Annotated in this window: 18 protein-coding genes; 9 read left to right on the plus strand and 9 right to left on the minus strand. The window is 72.6% G+C overall.

Annotated features, from left to right (window positions below):
* Positions 1-34 precede the first annotated feature (34 nt).
* Together BY998_RS02180 and BY998_RS02185 are read left to right on the plus strand one after the other, a co-directional pair.
* Positions 35-1,255, plus strand: a complete 1,221-nt coding sequence (locus BY998_RS02180; RefSeq protein WP_110349967.1) for an aminotransferase class I/II-fold pyridoxal phosphate-dependent enzyme — start codon at positions 35-37, stop codon at positions 1,253-1,255.
* 107 nt (positions 1,256-1,362) lie between these two features.
* On the plus strand, positions 1,363-1,836 hold the full coding sequence (locus BY998_RS02185; RefSeq protein ID WP_110350251.1) for a hypothetical protein: 474 nt from the start codon (positions 1,363-1,365) through the stop codon (positions 1,834-1,836).
* Positions 1,837-1,842: 6 nt separating this feature from the next.
* Here BY998_RS02185 and mdoH read toward each other — a convergent pair whose 3' ends face one another.
* On the minus strand, positions 1,843-3,771 hold the full coding sequence (mdoH, locus tag BY998_RS02190) for a glucans biosynthesis glucosyltransferase MdoH (RefSeq protein ID WP_110349968.1): 1,929 nt from the start codon (positions 3,769-3,771) through the stop codon (positions 1,843-1,845).
* Between the two features lie 34 nt (positions 3,772-3,805).
* Between mdoH and BY998_RS02195 the strand changes: the two genes are divergently transcribed.
* From BY998_RS02195 to BY998_RS02205, 3 genes are all read left to right on the plus strand, one after another.
* Positions 3,806-5,464, plus strand: coding sequence for a glucan biosynthesis protein G (locus BY998_RS02195; RefSeq protein ID WP_110349969.1), 1,659 nt, complete (start codon positions 3,806-3,808; stop codon positions 5,462-5,464).
* 81 nt (positions 5,465-5,545) lie between these two features.
* Positions 5,546-6,184, plus strand: coding sequence for a PRC-barrel domain-containing protein (locus tag BY998_RS02200; protein ID WP_110349970.1), 639 nt, complete (start codon positions 5,546-5,548; stop codon positions 6,182-6,184).
* A gap of 34 nt (positions 6,185-6,218) precedes the next feature.
* Complete coding sequence (locus tag BY998_RS02205; RefSeq protein ID WP_110349971.1) at positions 6,219-6,461, plus strand: hypothetical protein; 243 nt, start codon at positions 6,219-6,221, stop codon at positions 6,459-6,461.
* A gap of 158 nt (positions 6,462-6,619) precedes the next feature.
* Here the strand turns inward: BY998_RS02205 and BY998_RS02210 are convergent, their stop codons facing one another.
* Genes BY998_RS02210 through BY998_RS02220 form a run of 3 tightly spaced genes read right to left on the minus strand, consistent with a single transcriptional unit; the run spans position 6,620 to position 8,831 of the window.
* Positions 6,620-7,450, minus strand: coding sequence for an extracellular solute-binding protein (locus BY998_RS02210; protein ID WP_110349972.1), 831 nt, complete (start codon positions 7,448-7,450; stop codon positions 6,620-6,622).
* Positions 7,423-8,139 carry a phosphate ABC transporter ATP-binding protein gene (locus tag BY998_RS02215; RefSeq protein ID WP_110349973.1) on the minus strand — a complete coding sequence of 239 codons (717 nt, stop codon included), beginning with the start codon at positions 8,137-8,139 and terminating at the stop codon, positions 7,423-7,425. Before BY998_RS02215 ends, BY998_RS02210 begins: the two co-directional genes overlap by 28 nt.
* Positions 8,136-8,831, minus strand: a complete 696-nt coding sequence (locus BY998_RS02220; RefSeq protein ID WP_110349974.1) for an ABC transporter permease — start codon at positions 8,829-8,831, stop codon at positions 8,136-8,138. Before BY998_RS02220 ends, BY998_RS02215 begins: the two co-directional genes overlap by 4 nt.
* An 86-nt stretch (positions 8,832-8,917) precedes the next feature.
* On the opposite strand from BY998_RS02220, the gene BY998_RS02225 reads away from it, so the two are divergent.
* The gene (locus BY998_RS02225; protein ID WP_110349975.1) at positions 8,918-9,973 is read left to right on the plus strand and encodes a substrate-binding domain-containing protein; all 1,056 of its coding nucleotides are present in this window, start codon (positions 8,918-8,920) and stop codon (positions 9,971-9,973) included.
* A gap of 52 nt (positions 9,974-10,025) precedes the next feature.
* On the opposite strand, the gene BY998_RS02230 is transcribed toward BY998_RS02225, so the two are convergent.
* Complete coding sequence (locus BY998_RS02230; protein ID WP_110349976.1) at positions 10,026-10,907, minus strand: aldo/keto reductase family oxidoreductase; 882 nt, start codon at positions 10,905-10,907, stop codon at positions 10,026-10,028.
* A 93-nt stretch (positions 10,908-11,000) separates the two neighbouring features.
* Between BY998_RS02230 and BY998_RS02235 the strand changes: the two genes are divergently transcribed.
* Together BY998_RS02235 and BY998_RS02240 are read left to right on the plus strand one after the other, a co-directional pair.
* Positions 11,001-11,909: a LysR family transcriptional regulator gene (locus tag BY998_RS02235; protein WP_110349977.1), complete on the plus strand. Its 909-nt coding sequence runs from the start codon at positions 11,001-11,003 to the stop codon at positions 11,907-11,909.
* Positions 11,910-12,048: 139 nt separating this feature from the next.
* Positions 12,049-13,041, plus strand: coding sequence for a catalase family peroxidase (locus tag BY998_RS02240; RefSeq protein ID WP_110349978.1), 993 nt, complete (start codon positions 12,049-12,051; stop codon positions 13,039-13,041).
* A gap of 433 nt (positions 13,042-13,474) precedes the next feature.
* On the opposite strand, the gene glp is transcribed toward BY998_RS02240, so the two are convergent.
* The 4 genes from glp to BY998_RS02265 are packed head-to-tail and all read right to left on the minus strand — an operon-like array spanning position 13,475 to position 18,326.
* On the minus strand, positions 13,475-14,725 hold the full coding sequence (gene glp / locus BY998_RS02250; RefSeq protein ID WP_110349980.1) for a gephyrin-like molybdotransferase Glp: 1,251 nt from the start codon (positions 14,723-14,725) through the stop codon (positions 13,475-13,477).
* Positions 14,726-14,728: 3 nt separating this feature from the next.
* Positions 14,729-15,265 carry a molybdopterin-guanine dinucleotide biosynthesis protein B gene (gene mobB, locus BY998_RS02255; protein WP_110349981.1) on the minus strand — a complete coding sequence of 179 codons (537 nt, stop codon included), beginning with the start codon at positions 15,263-15,265 and terminating at the stop codon, positions 14,729-14,731.
* Complete coding sequence (locus tag BY998_RS02260; protein WP_110349982.1) at positions 15,262-17,238, minus strand: molybdopterin biosynthesis protein; 1,977 nt, start codon at positions 17,236-17,238, stop codon at positions 15,262-15,264. The genes mobB and BY998_RS02260 overlap by 4 nt, the downstream gene beginning before the upstream one ends.
* On the minus strand, positions 17,235-18,326 hold the full coding sequence (locus tag BY998_RS02265) for a molybdopterin-binding protein (protein WP_110350252.1): 1,092 nt from the start codon (positions 18,324-18,326) through the stop codon (positions 17,235-17,237). The genes BY998_RS02260 and BY998_RS02265 overlap by 4 nt, the downstream gene beginning before the upstream one ends.
* A 234-nt stretch (positions 18,327-18,560) precedes the next feature.
* On the opposite strand from BY998_RS02265, the gene BY998_RS02270 reads away from it, so the two are divergent.
* Positions 18,561-19,877, plus strand: coding sequence for a c-type cytochrome (locus BY998_RS02270; protein ID WP_110349983.1), 1,317 nt, complete (start codon positions 18,561-18,563; stop codon positions 19,875-19,877).
* Positions 19,878-19,899: the final 22 nt, after the last annotated feature.

The raw sequence follows: 19,899 nt of genomic DNA on the forward strand, positions 1-19,899 counted from the left end.
CCGCTCCCGACACGCAGAGCGGACGAGGTAGCCCATGAGTCGGTCCAACGCACCCGACGGCGATCCGGATGCGGTGCACCCGCAGGTCGGTTTGTCGCCCGGGGAATGGAGCCCGCGTACCCTGGCCGCGCAGGCGCTGGGGCGGATCGACCCGGTGACCCGGGCGGTGGTGCCGCCGCTCCACCTCTCCACCACCTATCTGCGCGATCCCGACAACGCCTACCGGTCCGGCTTCTCCTACGCCCGGCCCGACAACGCCACGACGCGGGAGGCGGAGGACGTGATCGCCGCCCTCGAAGGTGCCGACGCCGGTGCCCTGCTGTTCGGCTCCGGCATGGCCGCGGCGGCGGCGGTGTTCTGCGCCCTGGAACGGGGCGACCACGTGGTGGCACCCGAAGTCATGTACTGGGGCCTTCGCCGCTGGCTGCGCCAGGAGGCGCCCCGGCTCGACCTCGCCGTCGATTTCGTGGCGATGGATGACCCGGAGGCCGTGCGGGCCGCGATCCGGCCGGGCCGGACCCGGCTCGTCTGGATCGAGACGCCGGGCAATCCCCTCTGCACGGTCACCGACATCGCCCGCGTCGCCGGCATCGCCCGGGAGGCCGGCGCCCGCGTTGCGGTCGATTCGACCGCCGTCAGCCCGATCCTGACCCGGCCGCTGGAGCTCGGGGCCGACATCGTGATGCACTCGGCCACCAAGATCCTGAATGGTCATTCCGACGTGGTGGCCGGCGTCCTGGCGGGTGCCCGCAAGGACGCGTTCTGGGAGCGCCTCGTGGCGATCCGCGGGGGCTGGGGCGCGATCCTCGGGCCCTTCGAGGCCTATCTGCTGATGCGGGGCCTGCGCACGCTGCCCCTGCGCGCCGCGGCCCAGAGCTCCGGGGCGTTACGGCTCGCCACCCGGCTCGCCGCCCATCCGCTGGTGAGCGCCGTGCTCTATCCGGGCCTGCCCGACCATCCCGGCCACGCGGTGGCGGCACGCCAGATGGAGGGCGGCTTCGGCTACATGCTCTCGATCCGCGTCGCCGGAGGCGAGGCGGCGACGATCGACACCGCGGCGCGGGTGGCCCTGTGGAAGCGGGCGACCTCGCTCGGCGGCGTGGAAAGCCTCATCGAGCACCGCGCCTCGGTCGAGGGGCCGGGCACGCCCTGTCCGCCCGATCTGCTGCGCCTCTCGACCGGGATCGAGGAGCCGGACGATCTCTTCCGCGATCTCGACGCGGCCTTGCGCGAAGCGCACGGGCAGGCCGGCTGAGCACGCCACCGATTTTTCGGCGAGCGGGAGCGCATTCGGCCATGTCCGCGCGTTGTCCGGGCACCGTTCCCCGAACCGCGACGCGATCTGCCATGACGAATTATGCCATGACGAAACGGGCCTCCCTCCTTCTCGCCGTCCTGTCGCTGGGGAGCCTGAGCCTCCTCGCGGGCCAGGGCGCGGCCCGTGCCGATGACGGTCCGCCGAAGCTCGATGTCGAGGGCACCTGCAAATCCGCCGAGCGGGTGCAGCGGACGCTGAGCGAAAACGCCGACAAGAATGCCTGCCTCAATTCCGAGCGCAGTGCGGAAGCCGACCTGAAGAAGCGCTGGGGCGAGTTCCCGGCCGCGGCCAAGCGGCAATGCACGGCCCAGTTCCAAGCCGGCGGCTTCCCGTCCTACGTCGAACTGATCACCTGCCTGGAACTCGCGAGCGGCGCCGTCCCGACCCAGCCGTCGCAGGATCCCGGTTCCGATGTCGGCGGCAGGACGAACCCGGCAAAGAAGGAGGGCAGCTCCCTCACCCGCGAGCCCGCCCCGACCCAGCGCACCAACCCGATCGAGACGCTGCAGCAGAAGTGAGCGCGCTCAATGCGAGGTCGGCGCGCCGGCCTCGTCGATGGGCGCGGGAAGCCATGCGGCGGCCTCGCCGGCACCGGAGACCGCGCCGGCGGCCCGGCCCTGGTGCAGCTCGACCAGTTCCGGCGCGGGCCGGGTGTCGTCCTCGGTGAGGAAGAGGCCGCGGGCCTTCGAGCCGAGCCCGAGACGGGTGCTGCTGGTGAGCACGCTCTGGGCCGGGCTCGTCAGCAGGGCGAGGGCGACCGGCGCCATCCAGAGGCCGAGAAGGGCATCGCCGGCGAAAGCGAGCAGGACCGCGAGCGCACCGCCCGCCGCCACCGCGTCGCTCTGAAGGCGGAAGGCCTCCGCCCACGGAACGCTTCGGTCGTCACGGGCCTGGGAATCCCAGCGCACCACCCGGCCGAACAGCGTGGTGACCACGGCACCCGCCGCGAACAGCGACATGACCGGCCAGAGCAGCACCCAGATCGCCTGTTCCAGGGCGGCGCTGACGAGCAGCGAGCCGGTGCCGCCGAAGGCGGCGCGGCGCGCGGGCGAGGCCAGCACGTAGCCGAGGCTCAGGAGCTTCGGCAGGGCCATGCTGGCGACGACGAGGGCGGCCAGCGCCCAGGCCGCCGGGCCGCGGCCGTCGAGCCCGTAGCCGAGCAGGCCGAGTTCGCCCAGGCGCGCCGCCTGCCAGGTGCCGAGAGCCAGGAAGGCGATCCAGAGCGGGTAGACCCCGTAGCCCAGGATGCCGACGCCGAGATGCCAGCGGCTCGCGCCGAGCAGCCCTTTCCAGGGCAGCACGCGGATGTGCTGCAGGTTGCCCTGGCACCAGCGCCGCTCGCGGCCGAGCAGGTCGATGAGGTTGGTGGGCATCTCTTCCCAGGTGCCGCCCATCTCCGGCAGCAGGCGCACCTCCCAGCCGGCGCGGCGCAGGAGCGCGCCCTCGACGATGTCGTGGCAGAGGATCTCGCCACCGAGCGGCGGGCGCCCGGAGAGCACGGGCAGTTCGGCGTTGCCGGCGAACGCCTCGATGCGCAGGATCGCGTTGTGGCCCCAGTAAGACCCGTCCGGCCCCTGCCAGGTCTCCAGGCAGCGCAAGCTCAGCGGCGCGTAGAGGCGCACGGCGAATTGCTGGATGCGGGCGAACAGGGTGTCGCGGCCGGCCGCGTAGGAGACGGTCTGGATCAGGCCGACGCGCGGATTCTCCTCCATCAGCCGGGCGAGGCGGCGCATGGCGGCACCGGTCATCAGGCTGTCGGCGTCGAGCACGATCATGAAATCGTATTCGTGACCGTAACTGCGGCAGAACTCGGCGATGTTGCCGGCCTTGCGGCCCGTATTCTCGGTCCGGCGCCGGTAGCGGATGCGCGGCATGCCGCGGCCCTCGCGCTGGGCCCAGGCCTGGATGCGGGCGAACTCGTGCTCCTCGACCGCGCTGATCGCGCCCTCGCGGGTGTCGGAGAGGACGAAGATGTCGATGTCCGAGCCGTCGCCGCCCTCGCGCTGAAGCGAGCGGGCCATGACGCGGATGGCGGAGAACACCGCGATCGGGTCCTCGGCGTGGATCGCCACCACCGCGGCGGTGCGGCTGAGGCCCGTGGGACGGGTGGAGATCGTGGCGGCACGCCGCTCCAGGGTCGAGAGCGCCCGGTCGCCCATCAGGGCGGCGGCAAGTCCGTAGAGGTACTGCCAGGCGGTGAAGGACTGCCACGCCATCAGCACGACGAAGAGCCCGAGCACCGCGGCTCCGAGCCAGGTCTCCGGCACGCCGTAGGCCGCGAGCGCCAGGGCGGCGATGGCGGCCGCGGTGGCCAGCGTCGGCAGGGCCAGGGCGAGGCGGCGGACGAGGAAGGAAGCCGGCCGCGGCGCCGGACCCGCTCCCCTCGCGCGGGCCTGGACACCGGCCCCCGTCTCGACGGAGAGGTCCGCCTGCGGCAAGTCTGGGCTGGACATGATCGGCGTCGACACTCGCGGGAGGGGTGAACGGATGGAAGAGCCGTCGGACGCGGGCGACGAAGCGCCCGGAGAGAGGGAAGTTTCGCGTCGCGACATCGTTCGTGCCGCTCTCGCCGGTTCGGCCGGCTTGTGTGTGCCTAGCTTTCTCGACCTGAATGCCGCCCGAACAATGGCTCAAACATTGCAAACTGCTCAAGTCCCCGGCCGACCGATCACTTTCGAGGACGTGACCGAGCGGGCCGAGGGCTCGGCGCGGCAACCCTACCGCCCGCCGGCCGACGACCTGCCGCCGGAACTGGCCAGCCTGAGCTACGACGGGTTCCAGGCGATCCGCGTCCGTCCCGAGGCGACGGTGCCGCTCGGGTCGCGCTTCTCGCTCCAGCCCTTCCACCGCGGCGGCCTGCACGCACGGCGCGTCGAGATCTTCTTCCAGGCGCCGGGACAGGCGCCCCGACCCTTCGGCTACGATCCGGGATTGTTCGATCTCGGGCCGAGCCTCCAGGGCCGCACCTATCCGCCCGCGCTGGGCTATGCGGGCTTTCGCATCGCCCACGGCTTCGATGCTGCCCGGCCCGGGGAGCAGGAGGAATTCCTCGTCTTTCTGGGGGCCTCCTACTTCCGCGTCCGTGGCCGAGGGCAGATCTACGGCCTCTCCGCTCGCGGCGTGGCCGTGAACACCGGCTTGCCGCAGGGGGAGGAGTTTCCCGACTTCACGACCTTCTGGATCGAGGAGCCGCGAGGGGACGCCGCATCGATCACGATCCTGGCGCTCCTCGACGGGCCGAGCCTGACCGGCGCCTACCGCTTCAGTGTGACGCCGGGCGACCCTTCGGCGATCGTGGTCGAGGCGGCCCTGTTCCCCCGCCGGGCGATCACGGCCCTCGGGCTTGCGCCGCTCACCAGCATGTTCCTGCACGGCGAGAACGGGCCGGGCGCGCGAGGCGCCGAACCCTTCGACGATTTCCGCCCGCGGGTGCACGATTCGGACGGGCTGCTGGTGCAGACGCCGGGAGACCGGCTCTGGCGCCCCCTCGTCAACGGACGGGCAGCGCCGCAGATCTCGTCCTTCCGCGCGGCGCCCCTCGAGGGCTTCGGGCTGATGCAGCGCGAGCGGCACTTTTCGGTCTTCCTCGACGTGCAGGCCCGGCACGAGGACCGGCCCGGCCTCTGGGTCGCGCCTCGGGGAGAAGGCTTCGGCGCGGGATCGGTGCGGTTGTTCGAGATTCCCTCGCGGACCGAGGCGACCGACAACATCGTGGCCGCCTTCGTGCCGGAGGCGCCCGTCGCCCCCGGCCGGCCCCTGCGGCTCGCCTATTCCCTCATCACGGTGGGGGCCGAACCGGTGCCGGCCATCGCGCCGCCGCTCGCCCGCGTGGTCTCGACCCGGGTCGGTTCGGCCGAGCGGCTGCGGCCCACGAACCCGCCCTCCCCCCAGCGACGCCTCTACGCCATCGATTTCGAGGGGCCGGGCCTGCCCGACGATCCGCGGGCGGCCATCGAGGTCGCTCTCTCGGCGAGTGCCGGCGCTTTCGTCGAGCCCTACACGGAGCGGGTGCCGCAGACGGGGGGCTGGCGCCTCTACGCCGAGTTCCGGCCGCCCGAGCCGTGGCCGGCGGGCGACGTAGTGCTGCGCACCCGGCTCTCCCATGCCGGCCGGGTGCTCACCGAAACCTGGGACGCGGTGGCCTGACACCGCGTTCAACCGTCTGAACTGTAGGGCCGTCCGGCCGTTAACGGGGCGAACGTCGCGACCGAAAACCCGGAGTCAGGGATGCGTCCCACCCTCGCCAGCGTCCCGCTTGCCCTCGCCCTCGCGCTCGGTGGCTTCATTTTGCCCGCTGCCCCGGCGCTGGCCGAGGCGGCCCCACCCGGAGCGTCGGCCCCTCGCTTCATCGAGCGGCCCGAGGCCGGCGCCCTGCGCGGTTCAAAGGTCATCGGCGTCACCGTGGTCGGGGCGGACCACGTGCGGGTCGGCAAGATCGAGGACGTTCTTCTCGATGGCACGGGCCGCATTCACGCCGTGGTGATCGGCGTCGGCGGCTTCCTCGGCGTCGGCGAAAAATACGTCGCGGTGCCGTTCGACCAGCTCGCCTGGAACTTCGCCGATGTGCCGCTGACGAGCGGGGCGAGTTCGGTCGTCACCGTCGATGACGCGCCGAGCGAGAGGGCCTCCAAGCGGGCCGGCCCGGAGACGATGCCGGGCTCCCAGACCACGCCGGAGGTGCTCGGCGCCGTGCAGAACCAGCACAGCGACCGGGTCACGCCCGCGACCGGCTCGGTCGAGCCGAAGCGCGACACCGGGCCTGCCACGGTGCTCGTGGGCAGCGACTTGATCCACGCCGAGGTACGCCTGACCAAGGCGCAGCTCAACGACGCTCCCGCCTTCCGCTTCGACAAGGACAGCAAGTGATTGGGCCACTGACGGCCGCCGGAGTTCGCGTCCTATGAGAAACGCCGCCCTCACCTCCGGCCTCTGGCTTGCCGGGCTGACCCATGCGCTCGCTCAGGCGACCAATCCCGCTCCGCCGATCCCCGAATCCGGCCCGTCGGGCTCCAGTTCGGCGGCGGCGACCGGCGCGGCGATGGATTTCAACTGGGTCTGGGCGAGCGTGCTCGTCGCCCTCGCGGTGCTGGCGATCTGGATGATCGCGCGGCGGCGCCAGTCCGGGCCGCCGCCGCGTCGCTAGGTCGTGGCCTGACGCTCGACCGGCCTTTTCGTCATGGCGAGGTGGTGCTGTGGCAATCCAGGGCGCGACCTCCCGGGAGACGTCGCGCTCTGGATCGCTTCGCTGCCGCTCGCGATGACGGCGTGGACCGATACCGAAGCGTTCGGACGGAAGCGGTATCAGCCCTTCTTCGCGCTGGGGAAGAACAGCTGCTCGCCGCCGATCTTGTAATCGGCGATGGCGGCCTGCCCCTCCGGCGAGACTAGCCAGTCGATGAAGGCCTGCCCCTCCTTCACCTTCACGGTCGGGTGCTTGTCGGGATTCACCAGCATCACGCCGTAGGGGTTGAACAGCCGCGCATCGCCCTCCACGAGGATGGTCAGGTCGCCGCGGTTCTTGAAAGAGAGCCAGGTGCCGCGATCGGCCAGGATGTAGGCGCCGAGCGCCGAGGCGGTGTTCAGCGCCGGGCCCATGCCCTGGCCGACATCGCGGTACCAGTCGCCCCGCGCGCTCGCGAGATCGACCCCGGCCTCCTTCCAGCTCCGCAGCTCGGCGCTGTGCGTCCCGGAGCGGTCGCCCCGCGAAACGAAGGGCGCCTTGGCGGCGGCGAGCTTGCGGAAGGCTTCCTCGACGCTTCCGCCCTTGATGCCGGCGGGGTCGGCCTTCGGCCCGATCACCACGAAGTCGTTGTACATCACGTCCTGCCGCGCCTTGGCGAAGCCCTCGGCGACGAACTTTTCCTCCGCCGGCCGGTCGTGGACGAGCACCACGTCGGCATCGCCCCGGCGGGCCGCGTCGAGGGCCTGGCCGGTGCCCAGCGCCACGACCTTCACCTCGATGCCGCTCTTGGCCTTGAACAGGGGCAGGATGTGCTTGAACAGGCCCGATTGCTCGGTGGAGGTCGTCGAGGCGACGACGATCGAGGCGGGTTCGGCCCGGACAGGGCTCGAGGCCGCGCCGAGGGCGGCCAACAGGCCGAGTGTCAGGAAGCTGCGGCGAAAGAGGTCCAAGGCAGTTCTCCGGTCAGGTAGGCCCGCGCCTCGATGGTGCGGGGTGAGAAGAGGACGGTGCGGGTCGGACCGGTCTCGACGACGCGGCCGGCGGCGAGCACCACGGTCTCGTCGGCGAGCCGGGCGACCTGCCCGAGATTGTGCGAGACGAGGAGCACGGCGGTGCCCGCCCGCGCCATCTCGGCGATCAGGCTCTCGATGGTCTCCGTCGCGGCCGGGTCGAGGCTCGCCGTCGGCTCGTCGAGGAGCAGCAATTCGGGCCGCATCGCCCAGGCGCGCGCCAGCACGAGGCGTTGCTGCTCGCCGCCGGAGAAGCGCGTCGCCGCGTCGTCCGCCCGCTCCGATAGGCCGACCCGGGCCAGCGCCGCCTCGATCCGCTCGGCGCGCTCGCGGCGGGAGAGCTTGAGTGGGGCCAGACCCAGCGCGAGATTGGCCCGGGCGCTCGCCCGCACCAGGGCCGGGCGCTGGAACACGAAGGCGCGAGGGCCGGGCGCGAGGCGCACGGAGCCGGTATCCGGCCGCAGCAGGCCGTCGATCACGCGCAGGCTGACGCTCTTGCCCGCCCCGTTCGGGCCGATGAGAGCGGTGATGCCCTCCCCGGCGACGGTGAGGCTGAGACGGTCGAGGATCGGGCGCCCGTTGCGGGTCAGGCCGACATTCTCCAGCTCGACGGCGTGCGGGACACTCATCCGTAGGCCCGGACGGCATGGCCGCGCAGGATCGCGGCGGCGGCGTTCACCGCCAGCACGAGGGCCATCAGCACCGCGCCGAGCGCCAGGGCGAGGCTGAGATCGCCCTTCTGCGTCTCCAGCGAGATCGCCGTAGTCATGGTGCGGGTGTGCCCGTCGATATTGCCGCCGACCACGAGCACCGCGCCGATCTCCGAGATCGCCCGGCCGAAGGCGGCGAGCGCGGCGGTCACCAGCGAGAAGCGCGCGTCGTAGATGAGCACGCCCGCTCGCCGGGGCGCCGAGAGGCGTAAGGAGCGCAGCTGCTCGCCCAGATGCGCCTCGGCATCGGCGATGACCTGCCGGGTCAGCGCGGCCACCAGCGGCGTGGCGAGGAGCGCCTGCGCCGCCACCATGGCGGAGGGCGTGAACAGAAGGCCGAGCGCGCCGAAGGGCCCGGAGCGGGAGAGCAGGAGGTAGAGCACCAGCCCGACGATGACCGGCGGCAGGCCCATGAAGGCGTTGAGCAGCCCGACCACGACGCCGCGGCCCGGGAACCGGGCCACCGCGATCAGCGCTCCGAGAGGGATGCCGAGGAGAAGCCCGATGCCCACCGCCGTGAGGCTCACGCGCAGAGACAGCCACGCGATCGCCAGGACATCCCGGTCGAGCGTCCACAGGCGGGAAAACGTCTCCTGAAACGTCTGGCTCAAGCGGCTCGCTCGCACCGCGGGGGCTGCGCGGAATACGTCCGGATGCTACGCAGCGACGAGCGAGATCAATAGGAAAGACGTTGCATATGGCTCTCGCCGACGGTGCGCATGCCTCCCTGCCGGTCGCTCCGCCCGCGAGGCGGGAATTCGGCGTGCGTCTCGCGGTGGACGGGCGCTGCGAGGGGGCTTCCGCCTTTCCCTTCGCCGGAGCCCTCGCGCTTCTCGAGGCGCTCGCCGGAACGGGCTCGCTCCAGGGGGCGGCGCAGACGCTGGCGATGTCCTACCGCTCCGCCTGGGGCCAGGTTGCGGCCCTGGAGCAGGCGCTGGGGCAGCCGGTCGTGGTGAAGACCAAGGGGCACGGCACCAGCCTCACCCCGCTCGGCACCGCGCTGCTGGCGCTGCTCCAAGGCTCCCGCACGCGTCTGGCCCCTGCGCTCGCGGCGGAGGAGCTGGCCCTCTCGGACGGCCTGCGCCGGCTGCTGGAGCCGGCCGATGCCCGCCTGCGCCTCGCGGCGAGCCACGATCCGCTCCTCCTCGAAACCGTCGAGGGGCGGCGCGACGTCGATCTGATGGTGGCCGGCAGCCTCGATGCCCTGGCGCGGCTGCGTGAGGGCGCAGTCGATGCGGCGGGCTTCCACTACGGCTCGGACGGCACCGCGCCGCCGCCCTTCGACCGCTTGTTCCGGGATCCGAACCTCGCCGTCCTCCCGCTGTTTCGCCGCGAGCAAGGCCTGATGCTGGCCGCCGGCAACCCGCTCGGGCTCGCGGGCGTGGCCGATATCGCCGCCCGGCAGGCCCGCTTCGTCAACCGGCAGCGCGGTGCCGGCACGCGGATCTGGTTCGAGCGGCTTTGCGCCGAGGCCGGGATCGCGCTGGAGACGATCGTCGGGCACCACACGGAGGAGTTCACCCATCAAGCGGTGGCGGCGCTGATCGCCACGGGGGCGGCCGATGTCGGCATGGGCACCCGCGCGGTGGCCGAGCGCTTCGCCCTCGATTATCGGCCTCTGGGTTGGGAGACCTACTTCCTCGCCGCCCGCGCGAGCCTGGATGCGGCGCGAACGGCCGCCTTCCGCGAGGATGTCCGCAGCCGTGCGGGTGCGGCCTCGGGCTACGCGCCGCCGAACGACGGCCCGACCTGATCGAGATCCGTGGCCGGCCCGCCCAAGCCGGCCGCAGTGGGCAAGGCGGATTCTACGTCGCTTGGGACGCCGCCCCGATCTGGTCGAGCTCCGCCATCACGGCGTCCGACAGGGACAGCTCGGCCGCCCGCAGGTTCTCGTGGAGATGCTCGACCGACGAGGTGCCGGGGATCAGCAGGATATTGGGTGCGCGGCGCAGGAGCCAGGCGAGCGCCACCTGCATCGGTGTCGCCCCGAGCCGCGCGGCCACCTCGGACAACGTCGTCGATTGCAGCGGGCTGAAGCCGCCGAGCGGGAAGAACGGCACGTAGGCGATGCCGTCGGCGGCCAGTTCGTCGATGAGCGCGTCGTCGGCCCGGTGCGCAAGGTTGTACGCATTCTGCACGCAGACGATCTGGGCGATCGAGCGCCCCTCGGCGACCTGCCGGGCCGTCACGTTGCTGAGCCCGATGTGGCGCACGAGCCCCTGGCGCTGAAGCTCCGCCAGGGCTGACAGCGGTGCCTCGATCGAGCCTTCGGCGGGGCCGTGCACGTCGAACATGATGCGCAGGTTGACCACGTCGAGCGCGTCGAGGCCGAGATTGCGCAAGTTGTCGTGGACCGAGCGCGTCAGCTCTACGGTTGAGAAGGCCGGCTTCCACGAGGCGTCCGGCCCTCGCACCGCACCGATCTTGGTGACGATCATGAGGTCGTCCGGATAGGGCTGAAGCGCCTCGCGGATGAGCTCATTGGTGATGTGCGGGCCGTAGAAGTCGCTGGTGTCGATGTGGTTCACGCCCCCGGCGACCGCCGCGCGCAGCACGGCGAGGGCGCGGTCCCGGTCCTTGGGTGGGCCGAAGACGTGCGGACCGGCCAGCTGCATCGCTCCGTAGCCGAGCCGCTTCACCGGGCGGTCGCCCAGAGGGTAGGTGCCGGCCTTGCCGAGATCGTTCATGCGGTCTCTCCTGTGTGAGGCCCAGGATCTAGACGCCGCTGCACTGCGCGATAAGACGGTCCAATCGGCACGACGTGTGCGAAAGGATGGACAGTGGCGGCTGACCTCGGCGACTTGGCTGCCTTTGTCGCCGTCGCGGAGGCGGGTGGCTTCCGCGACGGGGCGCGGGCCAGCGGCATGAGTGCGTCGGGCCTGAGCGAGGCCGTCCGCCGGCTGGAGCGGAGGCTCGGCGTGCGGCTGCTCAACCGCACCACGCGCAGCGTCGTCCCGACCGAGGCCGGCCTGCGTCTCCTGGAGCGCCTGACGCCCGCCCTCGGCGAGGTCGAGGCGGCGCTCGACGTGGTCAACGGCTTCCGTGATCGTCCGGCCGGCACGCTGCGGCTCAACGTGCCTGTCAGCGCGGCCCGGCTGGTGCTGCCGATGATCGTGCCGCCATTCCTAGAGGCATACCCGGAGATCCGCCTCGACATCGTGGCCGAGGATAGCTTCGTCGACGTGCTGGCCGCGGGCTGCGATGCCGGCATCCGCTACGACGAGCGCCTCGAACAAGACATGATCGCCGTCCCGATCGGCCCACGGGAGCAGCGCTTCGCCACAGCCGCCTCGCCGGCCTATCTCGACCGCCATGGCCGCCCGAACCACCCGCGCGCGCTGCTCGACCATGCCTGCATCGGCGGCCGTTTCGCCAGCGGCGCGGTCACGGTCTGGGAGTTCGAGCGGGACGGGGAGATCGTGCGGATCGATCCGAACGGACCGCTCATCGTGCGCGTCGGCACCGCCACAGATCTCGCGATCGAGGCGGCCATCGCCGGAATCGGCATCATCACCCTGTTCGAGGATTGGCTGCAGCCGCATCTCGACAGCGGCGCCCTGGAGCCGGTGCTGCAGCCCTGGTGGCCGCGCTTCCCGGGCCCGTTCCTGTACTATCCCGGCCGCCGCTACCTTCCCGCGCCGCTGCGGGCCTTCGTCGACTTCATCGGACGGCCGCGCCGCGCAGCGTGACAGCCCCCGCGCGGCGTTCCGCCGAGGCGCGCGGAGCCGCCGCAACTCGAACCGCCCGCGCTTGCTTCGGATTGGAGGCGTTCCATTTCGCGGTGGGGCGGCCGATCACACCTGTCGCGTCAGTGCCGGAGAGGAATGGATGTTGGTCTCACGTTACGGGCAGTCTCTGGTCGCGGGCGTCGCGCTGACCCTCCTCATGAGCGTTGCGGCGGTGGCGCAGGAAACTTCGACGGCCGAACAGACCATCGACGCGATGAACACCTTGTTCGGCAAGCACGCGGGCAAGCGGGCCAACCACGCCAAGGGCGTGGTCGCCGAGGGCAGCTTCACCCCCTCCGCCGACGCGGCCAGGATCAGTAAGGCGTCCCTGTTCCAGGGGCCGGCGGTACCCGTCACCATCCGCTTCTCCGACGCGACCGGAGTCCCGACCATCGCCGACGGCGCCGCCAACGCCAACCCGCACGGCATGGCGCTGAAATTCAAGCTCAGCGACGGCTCGGAGATGGATGTCGTCGTGAATGCGCTCGCCTACTTCCCCGTTGCCACCGGCGAGGAGTTTCGCGACCTGCTGAAGGCGGTCGCCGCCAGCGGCCCGGACGCGAAGAAGCCCACGGCCCTGGAGCGCTTCGTCGCGACGCATCCTGCCGCCGCAACGGCCGGTGCGACGGCCAAGACCCCGTCGAGCCTCGCGCGGCAGACCTATAACGGCGTCAACGCCTTCATCTTCGTGGACAAGGACGGCAAGCGGCAGCCGTTCCGGTTCAAGTTCGTGCCCGCTCAAGGCGAAGAGATCCTGTCCGCCGAGGAGGCGAAGAAGCGGGACCCGAACTACCTCATGGACGAGATCGGCCCCCGCATCGCCCGGGAGCCTGCGAAGTTCCGGGTGCTGGCGCAGCTTGCCGAGGCGGGCGATCCCACCAACGACGCCACGAAGCCGTGGCCGGACAGCCGGAAGACGGTCGACCTCGGCACCCTGACCGTCAGCAGGGCCGTGCCTGACAGCGCGGAGGCCGAGAAGGCGCTGCTGTTCATGCCGAACGCGCTCACCGACGGTATCGAGGTGTCGGACGATCCTCTGATCGATGCCCGCGTCCAGGCCTACGCGGTCTCTTTCGGCCGGCGCTCGCAATAGGTGACGGGCGGCGCCGGGATCGCTCCGCCTAGCGAGCGGTACCGGCGGAGGGGGCGGTAGACCCGGCGGGCCGGGGCGTATCGGGCGCGCCGGTGCGGGCGCCGTCCTTCGTGGCAGCGGAGCCGGTCAGTCCGCCCGCGCCCACGCTGCCGGTGGCCTCGCCGGATTCGCTCTGCCCGCGGGGCGGCGATGTCGGGCTGCTCCCTTTGTCCTCGGTTGCTGCAGCGCTTCCGGCAAGGCTGGCGAGAAGGGCCGCCCCGAGGAAAACAGCGCGTCCGGATATGCCCATGATCGATCCGCTCCTGATCGCAATCGTCTCGCTGCATCACAAACGAGAGGCGGTCGGCAGCGTTCCGGGGGGAAGCCGCGGTCGGGTCGATGGCGAGCGGTCCGGCCTAGCGCCGACCGGATGCCGGATACTCGCGACGGCCGCCTACCAGAGCAGCGCGTGCGGATAGTAGGCGAGCGTGTCGCCGGGGACGATGCCGGTCGCGTCGTCGGGCAGTTCGACGAGGCCGTCGCTCTCGGTGAGCGAAGTCAGCACGCCCGCCCCGTCGCGGGGGAATTTGTGGGCCTCCAGCCGGCCGTCCTCCGAGCGGGCGAGGCTGACGCGGACGAATTCCCGCCGTCCCGCCTTCTTGCGATAAGGAAAGCCTGCCCGCACCGGCCAGGAGAGTGGCGGCTCGTAGAGCGCACCGCCGAGCTGCGCCAGCAGCGGGCGGACCACGAAGAGCAGCGTGACGTAGACCGCGACTGGGTTGCCCGGCAGGCCGACGAAGGGCGTGCCGGCCACGAGGCCCGCCGCGACCGGGCGTCCCGGCTTGATCGCCAGCCGCCAGAGCATCAGCCGCCCCTGCGCCTCCACCGCCGCCTTCACGTGGTCCTCCTCCCCCGTCGAGACGCCGCCGGAGGTGAGGATCAGGTCGTGGTCCCGCGCGGCCTCCGCGAGCCGGGCCGAGACCGCGGCGGCGTCGTCGCGCAGGATGCCGAGATCGCTCACCGTCACGCCGAGGCGGGTCAGGAGGCTCGCAAGCAGAACCCGGTTCGAATCGTGGATCGCGCCCGGTCGCAGGGGTGCGCCGGGTTCGGTCAGCTCGTCGCCGGTCGAGAACAGCGCCACCCGCAGGCGGCGGCGAACGAGGAGATCGGCGTGTCCGGTCGCGGCGGCCAGCGCCAGATCCTGCGGGCGCAGACGGCGCCCGGCGGGGATGGCGAGGCCGCCCTGACCCAGATCCTCGCCCGCGGGCCGGGCGTTGGCGCCGGGCTTCAGCCCCGGCGGCAGGTGGACGCGCTCACCGTCCCGGCGCACGTCCTCCTGCATGAACACCGTGTCGGCGCCCGGCGGCATCGGCGCGCCGGTGAAGATGCGGACCGCGCTGCCGGTCGGCACCTCACCGGCGGCGGCGCCGGCAGCGACCCGTCCGCGCACGGGCAGCACCGTCTCGGCCCCTCGCGTGAGGTCGGTGAAGCACACGGCGTAGCCGTCCACCGCCGCGTTGGCGAAGGGCGGCAGATCGTGCCGTGCGAACACGTCCCCCGCGGCGATGCGCCCGTCGGCCAGGGCGAGCGGCACGGTCTCGGTGCCGGCGAGGGGGGGGAAGCGCTCGGCGATCAGCGCCACCGCCTCCTCGACCCGCATCGCCTTGCCGCCGAAGGCGAAGCAATCGTCGGTGAGCTGCGCCATGGCTCAGGCTCCCTCCAGCCGGGCGAGCACGGTGCCGAGCGGTTCGGCGCGGTCGAGCACGAGGTCGGCGATGGCCCCGATGTCGTCGAGGCCGACGACCGGAACGCGGGCCTCCGGGAAGGCGACGTCGCTGGCGATGCCGACGATGCGCGGGTCTTCCCCGTGCAGCGGAGGACGGTCGTTGGCCGCGCGGAACACCTCGAGCTTGGGATGCGGCTCGCGCTTGTAACCCTCGACCAGGGCCAACCCGGTCGGCGTCAGCCGCCGCAGCAACTCGGACAGGGTCGCCTCGCTGCCGTCCCCGACCTCGCGGATCTGCGCCCAGCGCCGGGCGGAGGCGACGATCACCTCGCTCGCCCCCGCCTGCCGGTGGACGTGGGAATCCTTGCCCGGATGGTCGATGTCGAAGGCGTGGTGCGCGTGCTTGAGCGTCGCCACCCGCACGCCGCGTTGCACCAGCACGGGGATCAGGCGGGCGAGCAGGGTGGTCTTGCCCGCCCCGCTCCAGCCGGCGAGACCGATGACGCGCAGGCCGCTCACGCCTCGTCTCCGGCCGGTTCGAACCCGAGCTCGGTGAGCGCGGCGTCGGTCTCCGGCCGTCCGAGCAGGGAGAGGAAGGCGGCGAGTGCCGGCTTCATGCGGTCCTCCACGCGATAGGCGAAATCGTAGTGCTCCTGGGCGAGCGGCAGAAAGCCGAGGGCGTAGGCGCGAGCCACGCTCTCGATCGCCACGCCCCAATCGGCCCGACCCTGCGCCACTGCCGCCGCGACCGCGTTGTGCGAGCGGGGCTGGTTCCAGAATCCGGGCGGGCGGCCGGTGCCGATGAGGCCGTCCACGAGAAGCCGCGTGCCCGAGCCGGCGTTGCGGTTGACCATGACCGAATCCGGGTCGGCCAGGGCGGCGGCGACCGCCGCCTCCGCCGTCCTTCCTTCGAAGCGCGGATCGCCGGCGCGGAACACCACGCCCTGCAACCGGCGCCAGCCTGGGCCGAGCGCCATGCCTTCTTCGAGGAAGGGTGTGTTGTAGCCGCCGGTTTCGGGGTCGAGCAGGTGCATCGCGGCCAGATCGCACTCGCCCCGCCGCAGCGCCACGAGCCCGCCGGCCGAGCCGACCCAGACCGTGCGCGCGCGGAAGCCGCGCTCGGCCAGGAGCCCGACCACCCGGTCGAGCCCGACGCAATGGCTACCGATGATGGTCAGGTCCGGCGGCCTCACCCCGGCGCCGAGGCGCACCACCGAGACGGTCTCGCCCGCCTCCAGGCCGGCGCGGGCGGCGGGCACCGCGAAGAAGCCGTCGGCCTGGGAAAACGCGGTGACCGAGCCCGAGCCCTTCGGCAGCGGCAGGGCGACGAGCCCGTCCGGGCCGCGGGCGAGCGAGGCCATGACGAACTCGGTGCGGCCGAGTTCGGAGGTCAGGCGCTGCGGCAGGCGGGCGGTCACCGCCTCCTCTTCCCGCGGGGGCAGGCCGGCCAGCGCGCGCACCAGCGGCACCACGAAGTCGTGGAAGGTGAACATCGCCGAGGTGGGAAAGCCCGGTAGCACCACGACGGCCTTGCCCTCGGCGACCGCGAGGCAGAGCGGCTTCCCGGGCTTGAGCGCCACGCCGTGGACGAGGATGCCGGGCTCCCCCAGCCGCGACAGGATGCGGTGCGAGACGTCGCCCGCCCCCTTCGAAGTCCCGCCGGAGAGCACGACGAGGTCACTGCGTGAGAGCGCGTCGCGCAGGGCGCCTTCGAGGGCGGCCTCGTCGTCGCGCACGATGCCGAGCGGCAGCGGATCGCCGCCGTTCTCGGCGACGGAGGCGGCGACGATGGCGCCGTTGGAATCGTAGATCGCGCCGGGGCGCAGCGCCTCGCCCGGCGCCACCAGCTCGTCGCCCGTGGAGAGCACGGCGACCCTGGGCCGGCGCAGAACCTCGATGTCGGCGAGCCCGCAGGCGGCCAGCATCCCGATCTCGCGGGCGGTCACGACCGTGCCCCGGCGCAGGACGGTCTCGCCGGAGGCCATATCGGCCCCGGCATAGCCCACGAACTGGCCCGGGCGGACCGGGGCGCTTACTTCGATGGCGAGGCCTTCTTCGAAAAACTCGGTCTGCTCGACCATGATCACCGCGTCCGCCCCGCGCGGCATCACTCCGCCCGTGGCGATCGGAGTGGCGGTGCCGCCCGCCAGCGCCAGCGTGGGCGCGACGCCGCAGGCCAGGATCTCGCGGTTGAGGGCGAGCGTGCGGGGCCGGTCGGCATTGGCGCCCTCGGTGTCGGCGGCGCGCAGGGCGAAGCCGTCCACGAGCGCGCGGTCGAAGGGCGGCACGTCGATGGGCGAGGCGATGTCGCGGGCGAGCACCCGGCCGAGGGACTGGGCCAGCGGCACGGTCTCGGGCGGCAGGGCGGCGTGGGGCACGGCCGCGCGGAAGGCGGCCTGCGCCTCCTCACGGCTCACCACCGTGAGGAACTGCTCCTGCCGTGCGGCGGCGGCGAGCCGCCGGGCGAACTCCGTCTCGCGATTTCCGCTCACAGCGGCAGCACCTCGATCTCCGTGCCCTCCGGATACCCTTCCCGCTCCGGCGGCACCAGCACGGCGCCCTCCGTACCGACGAGGCGCCGCAGCGGCAGATCCGCCCCGCCCAGCGGCTCGACCCCATGCGCCCGGCGGCGCAAGTAGACGATCTCGGACAGGCCGATCCCTGAGGAAATCTTACGCAGGAGCGGCGCGCGCTGAATCGGAGGCGGGAGCGCGCCCGCCAGGGCCGCGATCAGCGGCCGGCCCAGTGCCAGATAGACCGCCAGCGCCGCGTCCGGCCGCCCCGGCAGAAGCAGGACCGGGCGCCCGTCCGCCGCGCCGATTGCCGCCGTCTCGCCGGGCCGTAGCGCCAGGCCGTGGGCATGGATGCGGCCGGCCCGGGCGAGCCCCTCCGCGCTGCGGTCGCTGCGCCCGTATCCGGTGCCGCCGAGCACGAGCACGGCGTCGGCGCTCCCGGCCCGGATCGCCGCCGCGATGGCATCCGGTTCGTCCGGCGCGGCGACCGTCTCCGTCTCGGCACCGGCTTCCCCGATGAGAGCCGCGAGCATCGGCGACAGGGCATCCCGCTCCGGCGCTCCCGTCACCACGAGGCGCAGGCGCGGCCGGCGGATCTCGATGGCGTCGATTCCCGCGCCGGCGAGCGCGAGCAGGTGCAGGGGCCCGATCCGCTCGCCGGCTTCCAAGATGGCGTCGCCCCGCGAGAAATCCTCGCCACGGCCCCGGATGCCGTCACCCGCGCCGGCCTCGGCCACGGCGCTGCGGCCTTCCAGCCCTTCGGCGGGCAACAGCGCGTCCGCAGTCTCGGGCAGAGGCGCGCCCGCCTCGATCCAGGAAGGGCTCCGAGGCAACAGCACCGGCGCGTAGGACGAGGCGCCGGCAATCGCCGCGGCTTCCACGGCGAAGCCGTCGCGCAGGGCGGTCGCAGCCGACGGGCGATCTTCGGGAGTGAGGATCGTCACGGCGGCGATCCGGCCGGCTGCGGCGGCGAGCGCGATCGTCTCCGGCGCCACCGGCCGGGCGAGGCCGCGCAGTATGTCCAGCGCATCCGAAAGAGGCGTCAGCGCCGCCGACGGCGTGCGCATCATCGGCGATCCCGCGCGCCTGGGAGGGTGGGGCGCGGCGCGAGGACGGACCGTGAGGCGCCTTGCTGTCTCATCGGATCGAGCGATGCGCCATCGCCGGGCGCGGATCAAGCGCCCGCGCGCGCCTCGCCCGTGCATGACACGGGCCTGAGACACAAACCCTCACCCGTCCGCGGGGACAGCGGCGCGAGCGCTCGCGTATGGTCCGCCGCCGTGAATGGGAGACACGCCGCCATGCCGATGCGCGGTCCGCGAATCGTGAGCCTGATCGCCGCCCTGCTGCTCGCCGCGCCCGCGACGGCGCAGATGCGCGGCCATGGCGGACCGGTCCGGGCGCTCGCCGTGACCGGGGACGGGCAGCTCGCGATTTCCGGCGGCTTCGACCAGGCGGCGATCGTCTGGGGCCTCGAGACAGGCACGGCGCTCAGCGTCCTGCGCTTTCACGACGGGGCGGTGAACGCCGTGGCCGCGCTGCCCGACGGGCGCTTCGCCACGGCGTCCGAGGACGGGCGCATCGCCCTGTGGCGGCTCGGCGGCTTCGAACCCGAGCGGGTTCTCGAAGGGCATACGGGGCCGGTCGCCGGGCTCGCGCCGGCTCCGGACGGCGCGACCCTGGCCTCCGCCGCATGGGACGGCACCGCGCGGATCTGGCCGCTGGCGGGTGGGCCGGCGCGGGTTCTCGAAGGGCACAAGGGCAACGTCAACGCGGTCGCCTTCCTGCCCGACGGGCGCCCGGTCACCGCCGGGGCCGACGCGACCGTACGGATCTGGACGCTGCAGGGCGAGCTCGCTGCGAGCGTGACGCTGCCGAGCGCGCTCTCCGCGCTGGCGGTGACGGGCGACGCCGAGATCGCCGCCGCGGGTGCGGATGCCACGGTACGGTTCCTCGCCGCCGACGGGCGCCCGCGCGCGGAGCTCGAACTCGGTCCCGCCCCGGTCATCGCCCTGGCGTTCTCGCCGGACGGCAGCCGGATCGCCGCCGCGAGTGCGGGGGGCGCCGTCGCGGTGATCGATCGCAAAACTGCGAAGCTGCTGTTCACCCTGGTCGGGCCGGGCTTGCCGGTCTGGTCGGTGGCGTGGCGTCCGGACGGGAGCGAACTCGTCACCGGCGGGGGCGACCGCCTCGTGCGGCGCTGGAACGGGGCCACGGGCGAGCCGATCGGTCCACTCGCGATGCCGAGACCGGCCGATGCGCTCGCTGCCTTCCACGGGGATCGCGGAGCGGAGGTGTTCCGCGCCTGCGTCGCCTGCCACAGCCTCACGCCGGACGACGTCCCCCGGGCCGGCCCGACGCTTGCCGGGATCTTCGGGCGGCGCATCGCCAGCGTGCCGGGCTACCGCTATTCCGATTCGCTGAAGGGCATGGACATCGTCTGGACCCCGGAGACGGTCTCCCGCCTCTTCGAGATCGGTCCCGCGCGCTACACCCCCGGCACGCGCATGCCCGAGCAGACCATCACCAGCGCCGACGATCGCGACGCGCTGATGCGCTTCCTCGTCAAGGCGACCGCGACGGCAGCGGGCGGCGCAGAGGCGGCCGGCGCGCATTGAGGCGCGCCCGGCCGGTGGTCGG

This window comes from Methylobacterium sp. B4, assembly GCF_003201865.1.
Classification (GTDB): Bacteria; Pseudomonadota; Alphaproteobacteria; order Rhizobiales; family Beijerinckiaceae; genus Methylobacterium.

Excerpts from the sequence above, each read along its gene's own strand:
- BY998_RS02185 (WP_110350251.1), top strand. The coding sequence starts at position 1,363 with ATGACGAAACGGGCCTCCCTCCTTCTCGCCGTCCTGTCGCTGGGGAGC.
- BY998_RS02205 (WP_110349971.1), top strand. The coding sequence starts at position 6,219 with ATGAGAAACGCCGCCCTCACCTCCGGCCTCTGGCTTGCCGGGCTGACC.
- BY998_RS02240 (WP_110349978.1), top strand. The coding sequence starts at position 12,049 with ATGTTGGTCTCACGTTACGGGCAGTCTCTGGTCGCGGGCGTCGCGCTG.
- BY998_RS02180 (WP_110349967.1), top strand. The coding sequence starts at position 35 with ATGAGTCGGTCCAACGCACCCGACGGCGATCCGGATGCGGTGCACCCG.
- BY998_RS02215 (WP_110349973.1), bottom strand. The coding sequence starts at position 8,139 with ATGAGTGTCCCGCACGCCGTCGAGCTGGAGAATGTCGGCCTGACCCGC.
- BY998_RS02230 (WP_110349976.1), bottom strand. The coding sequence starts at position 10,907 with ATGAACGATCTCGGCAAGGCCGGCACCTACCCTCTGGGCGACCGCCCG.
- mdoH (WP_110349968.1), bottom strand. The coding sequence starts at position 3,771 with ATGTCCAGCCCAGACTTGCCGCAGGCGGACCTCTCCGTCGAGACGGGG.
- glp (WP_110349980.1), bottom strand. The coding sequence starts at position 14,725 with ATGGCGCAGCTCACCGACGATTGCTTCGCCTTCGGCGGCAAGGCGATG.
- BY998_RS02195 (WP_110349969.1), top strand. The coding sequence starts at position 3,806 with ATGGAAGAGCCGTCGGACGCGGGCGACGAAGCGCCCGGAGAGAGGGAA.
- BY998_RS02270 (WP_110349983.1), top strand. The coding sequence starts at position 18,561 with ATGCCGATGCGCGGTCCGCGAATCGTGAGCCTGATCGCCGCCCTGCTG.
- BY998_RS02200 (WP_110349970.1), top strand. The coding sequence starts at position 5,546 with ATGCGTCCCACCCTCGCCAGCGTCCCGCTTGCCCTCGCCCTCGCGCTC.
- BY998_RS02265 (WP_110350252.1), bottom strand. The coding sequence starts at position 18,326 with ATGCGCACGCCGTCGGCGGCGCTGACGCCTCTTTCGGATGCGCTGGAC.
- BY998_RS02225 (WP_110349975.1), top strand. The coding sequence starts at position 8,918 with ATGGCTCTCGCCGACGGTGCGCATGCCTCCCTGCCGGTCGCTCCGCCC.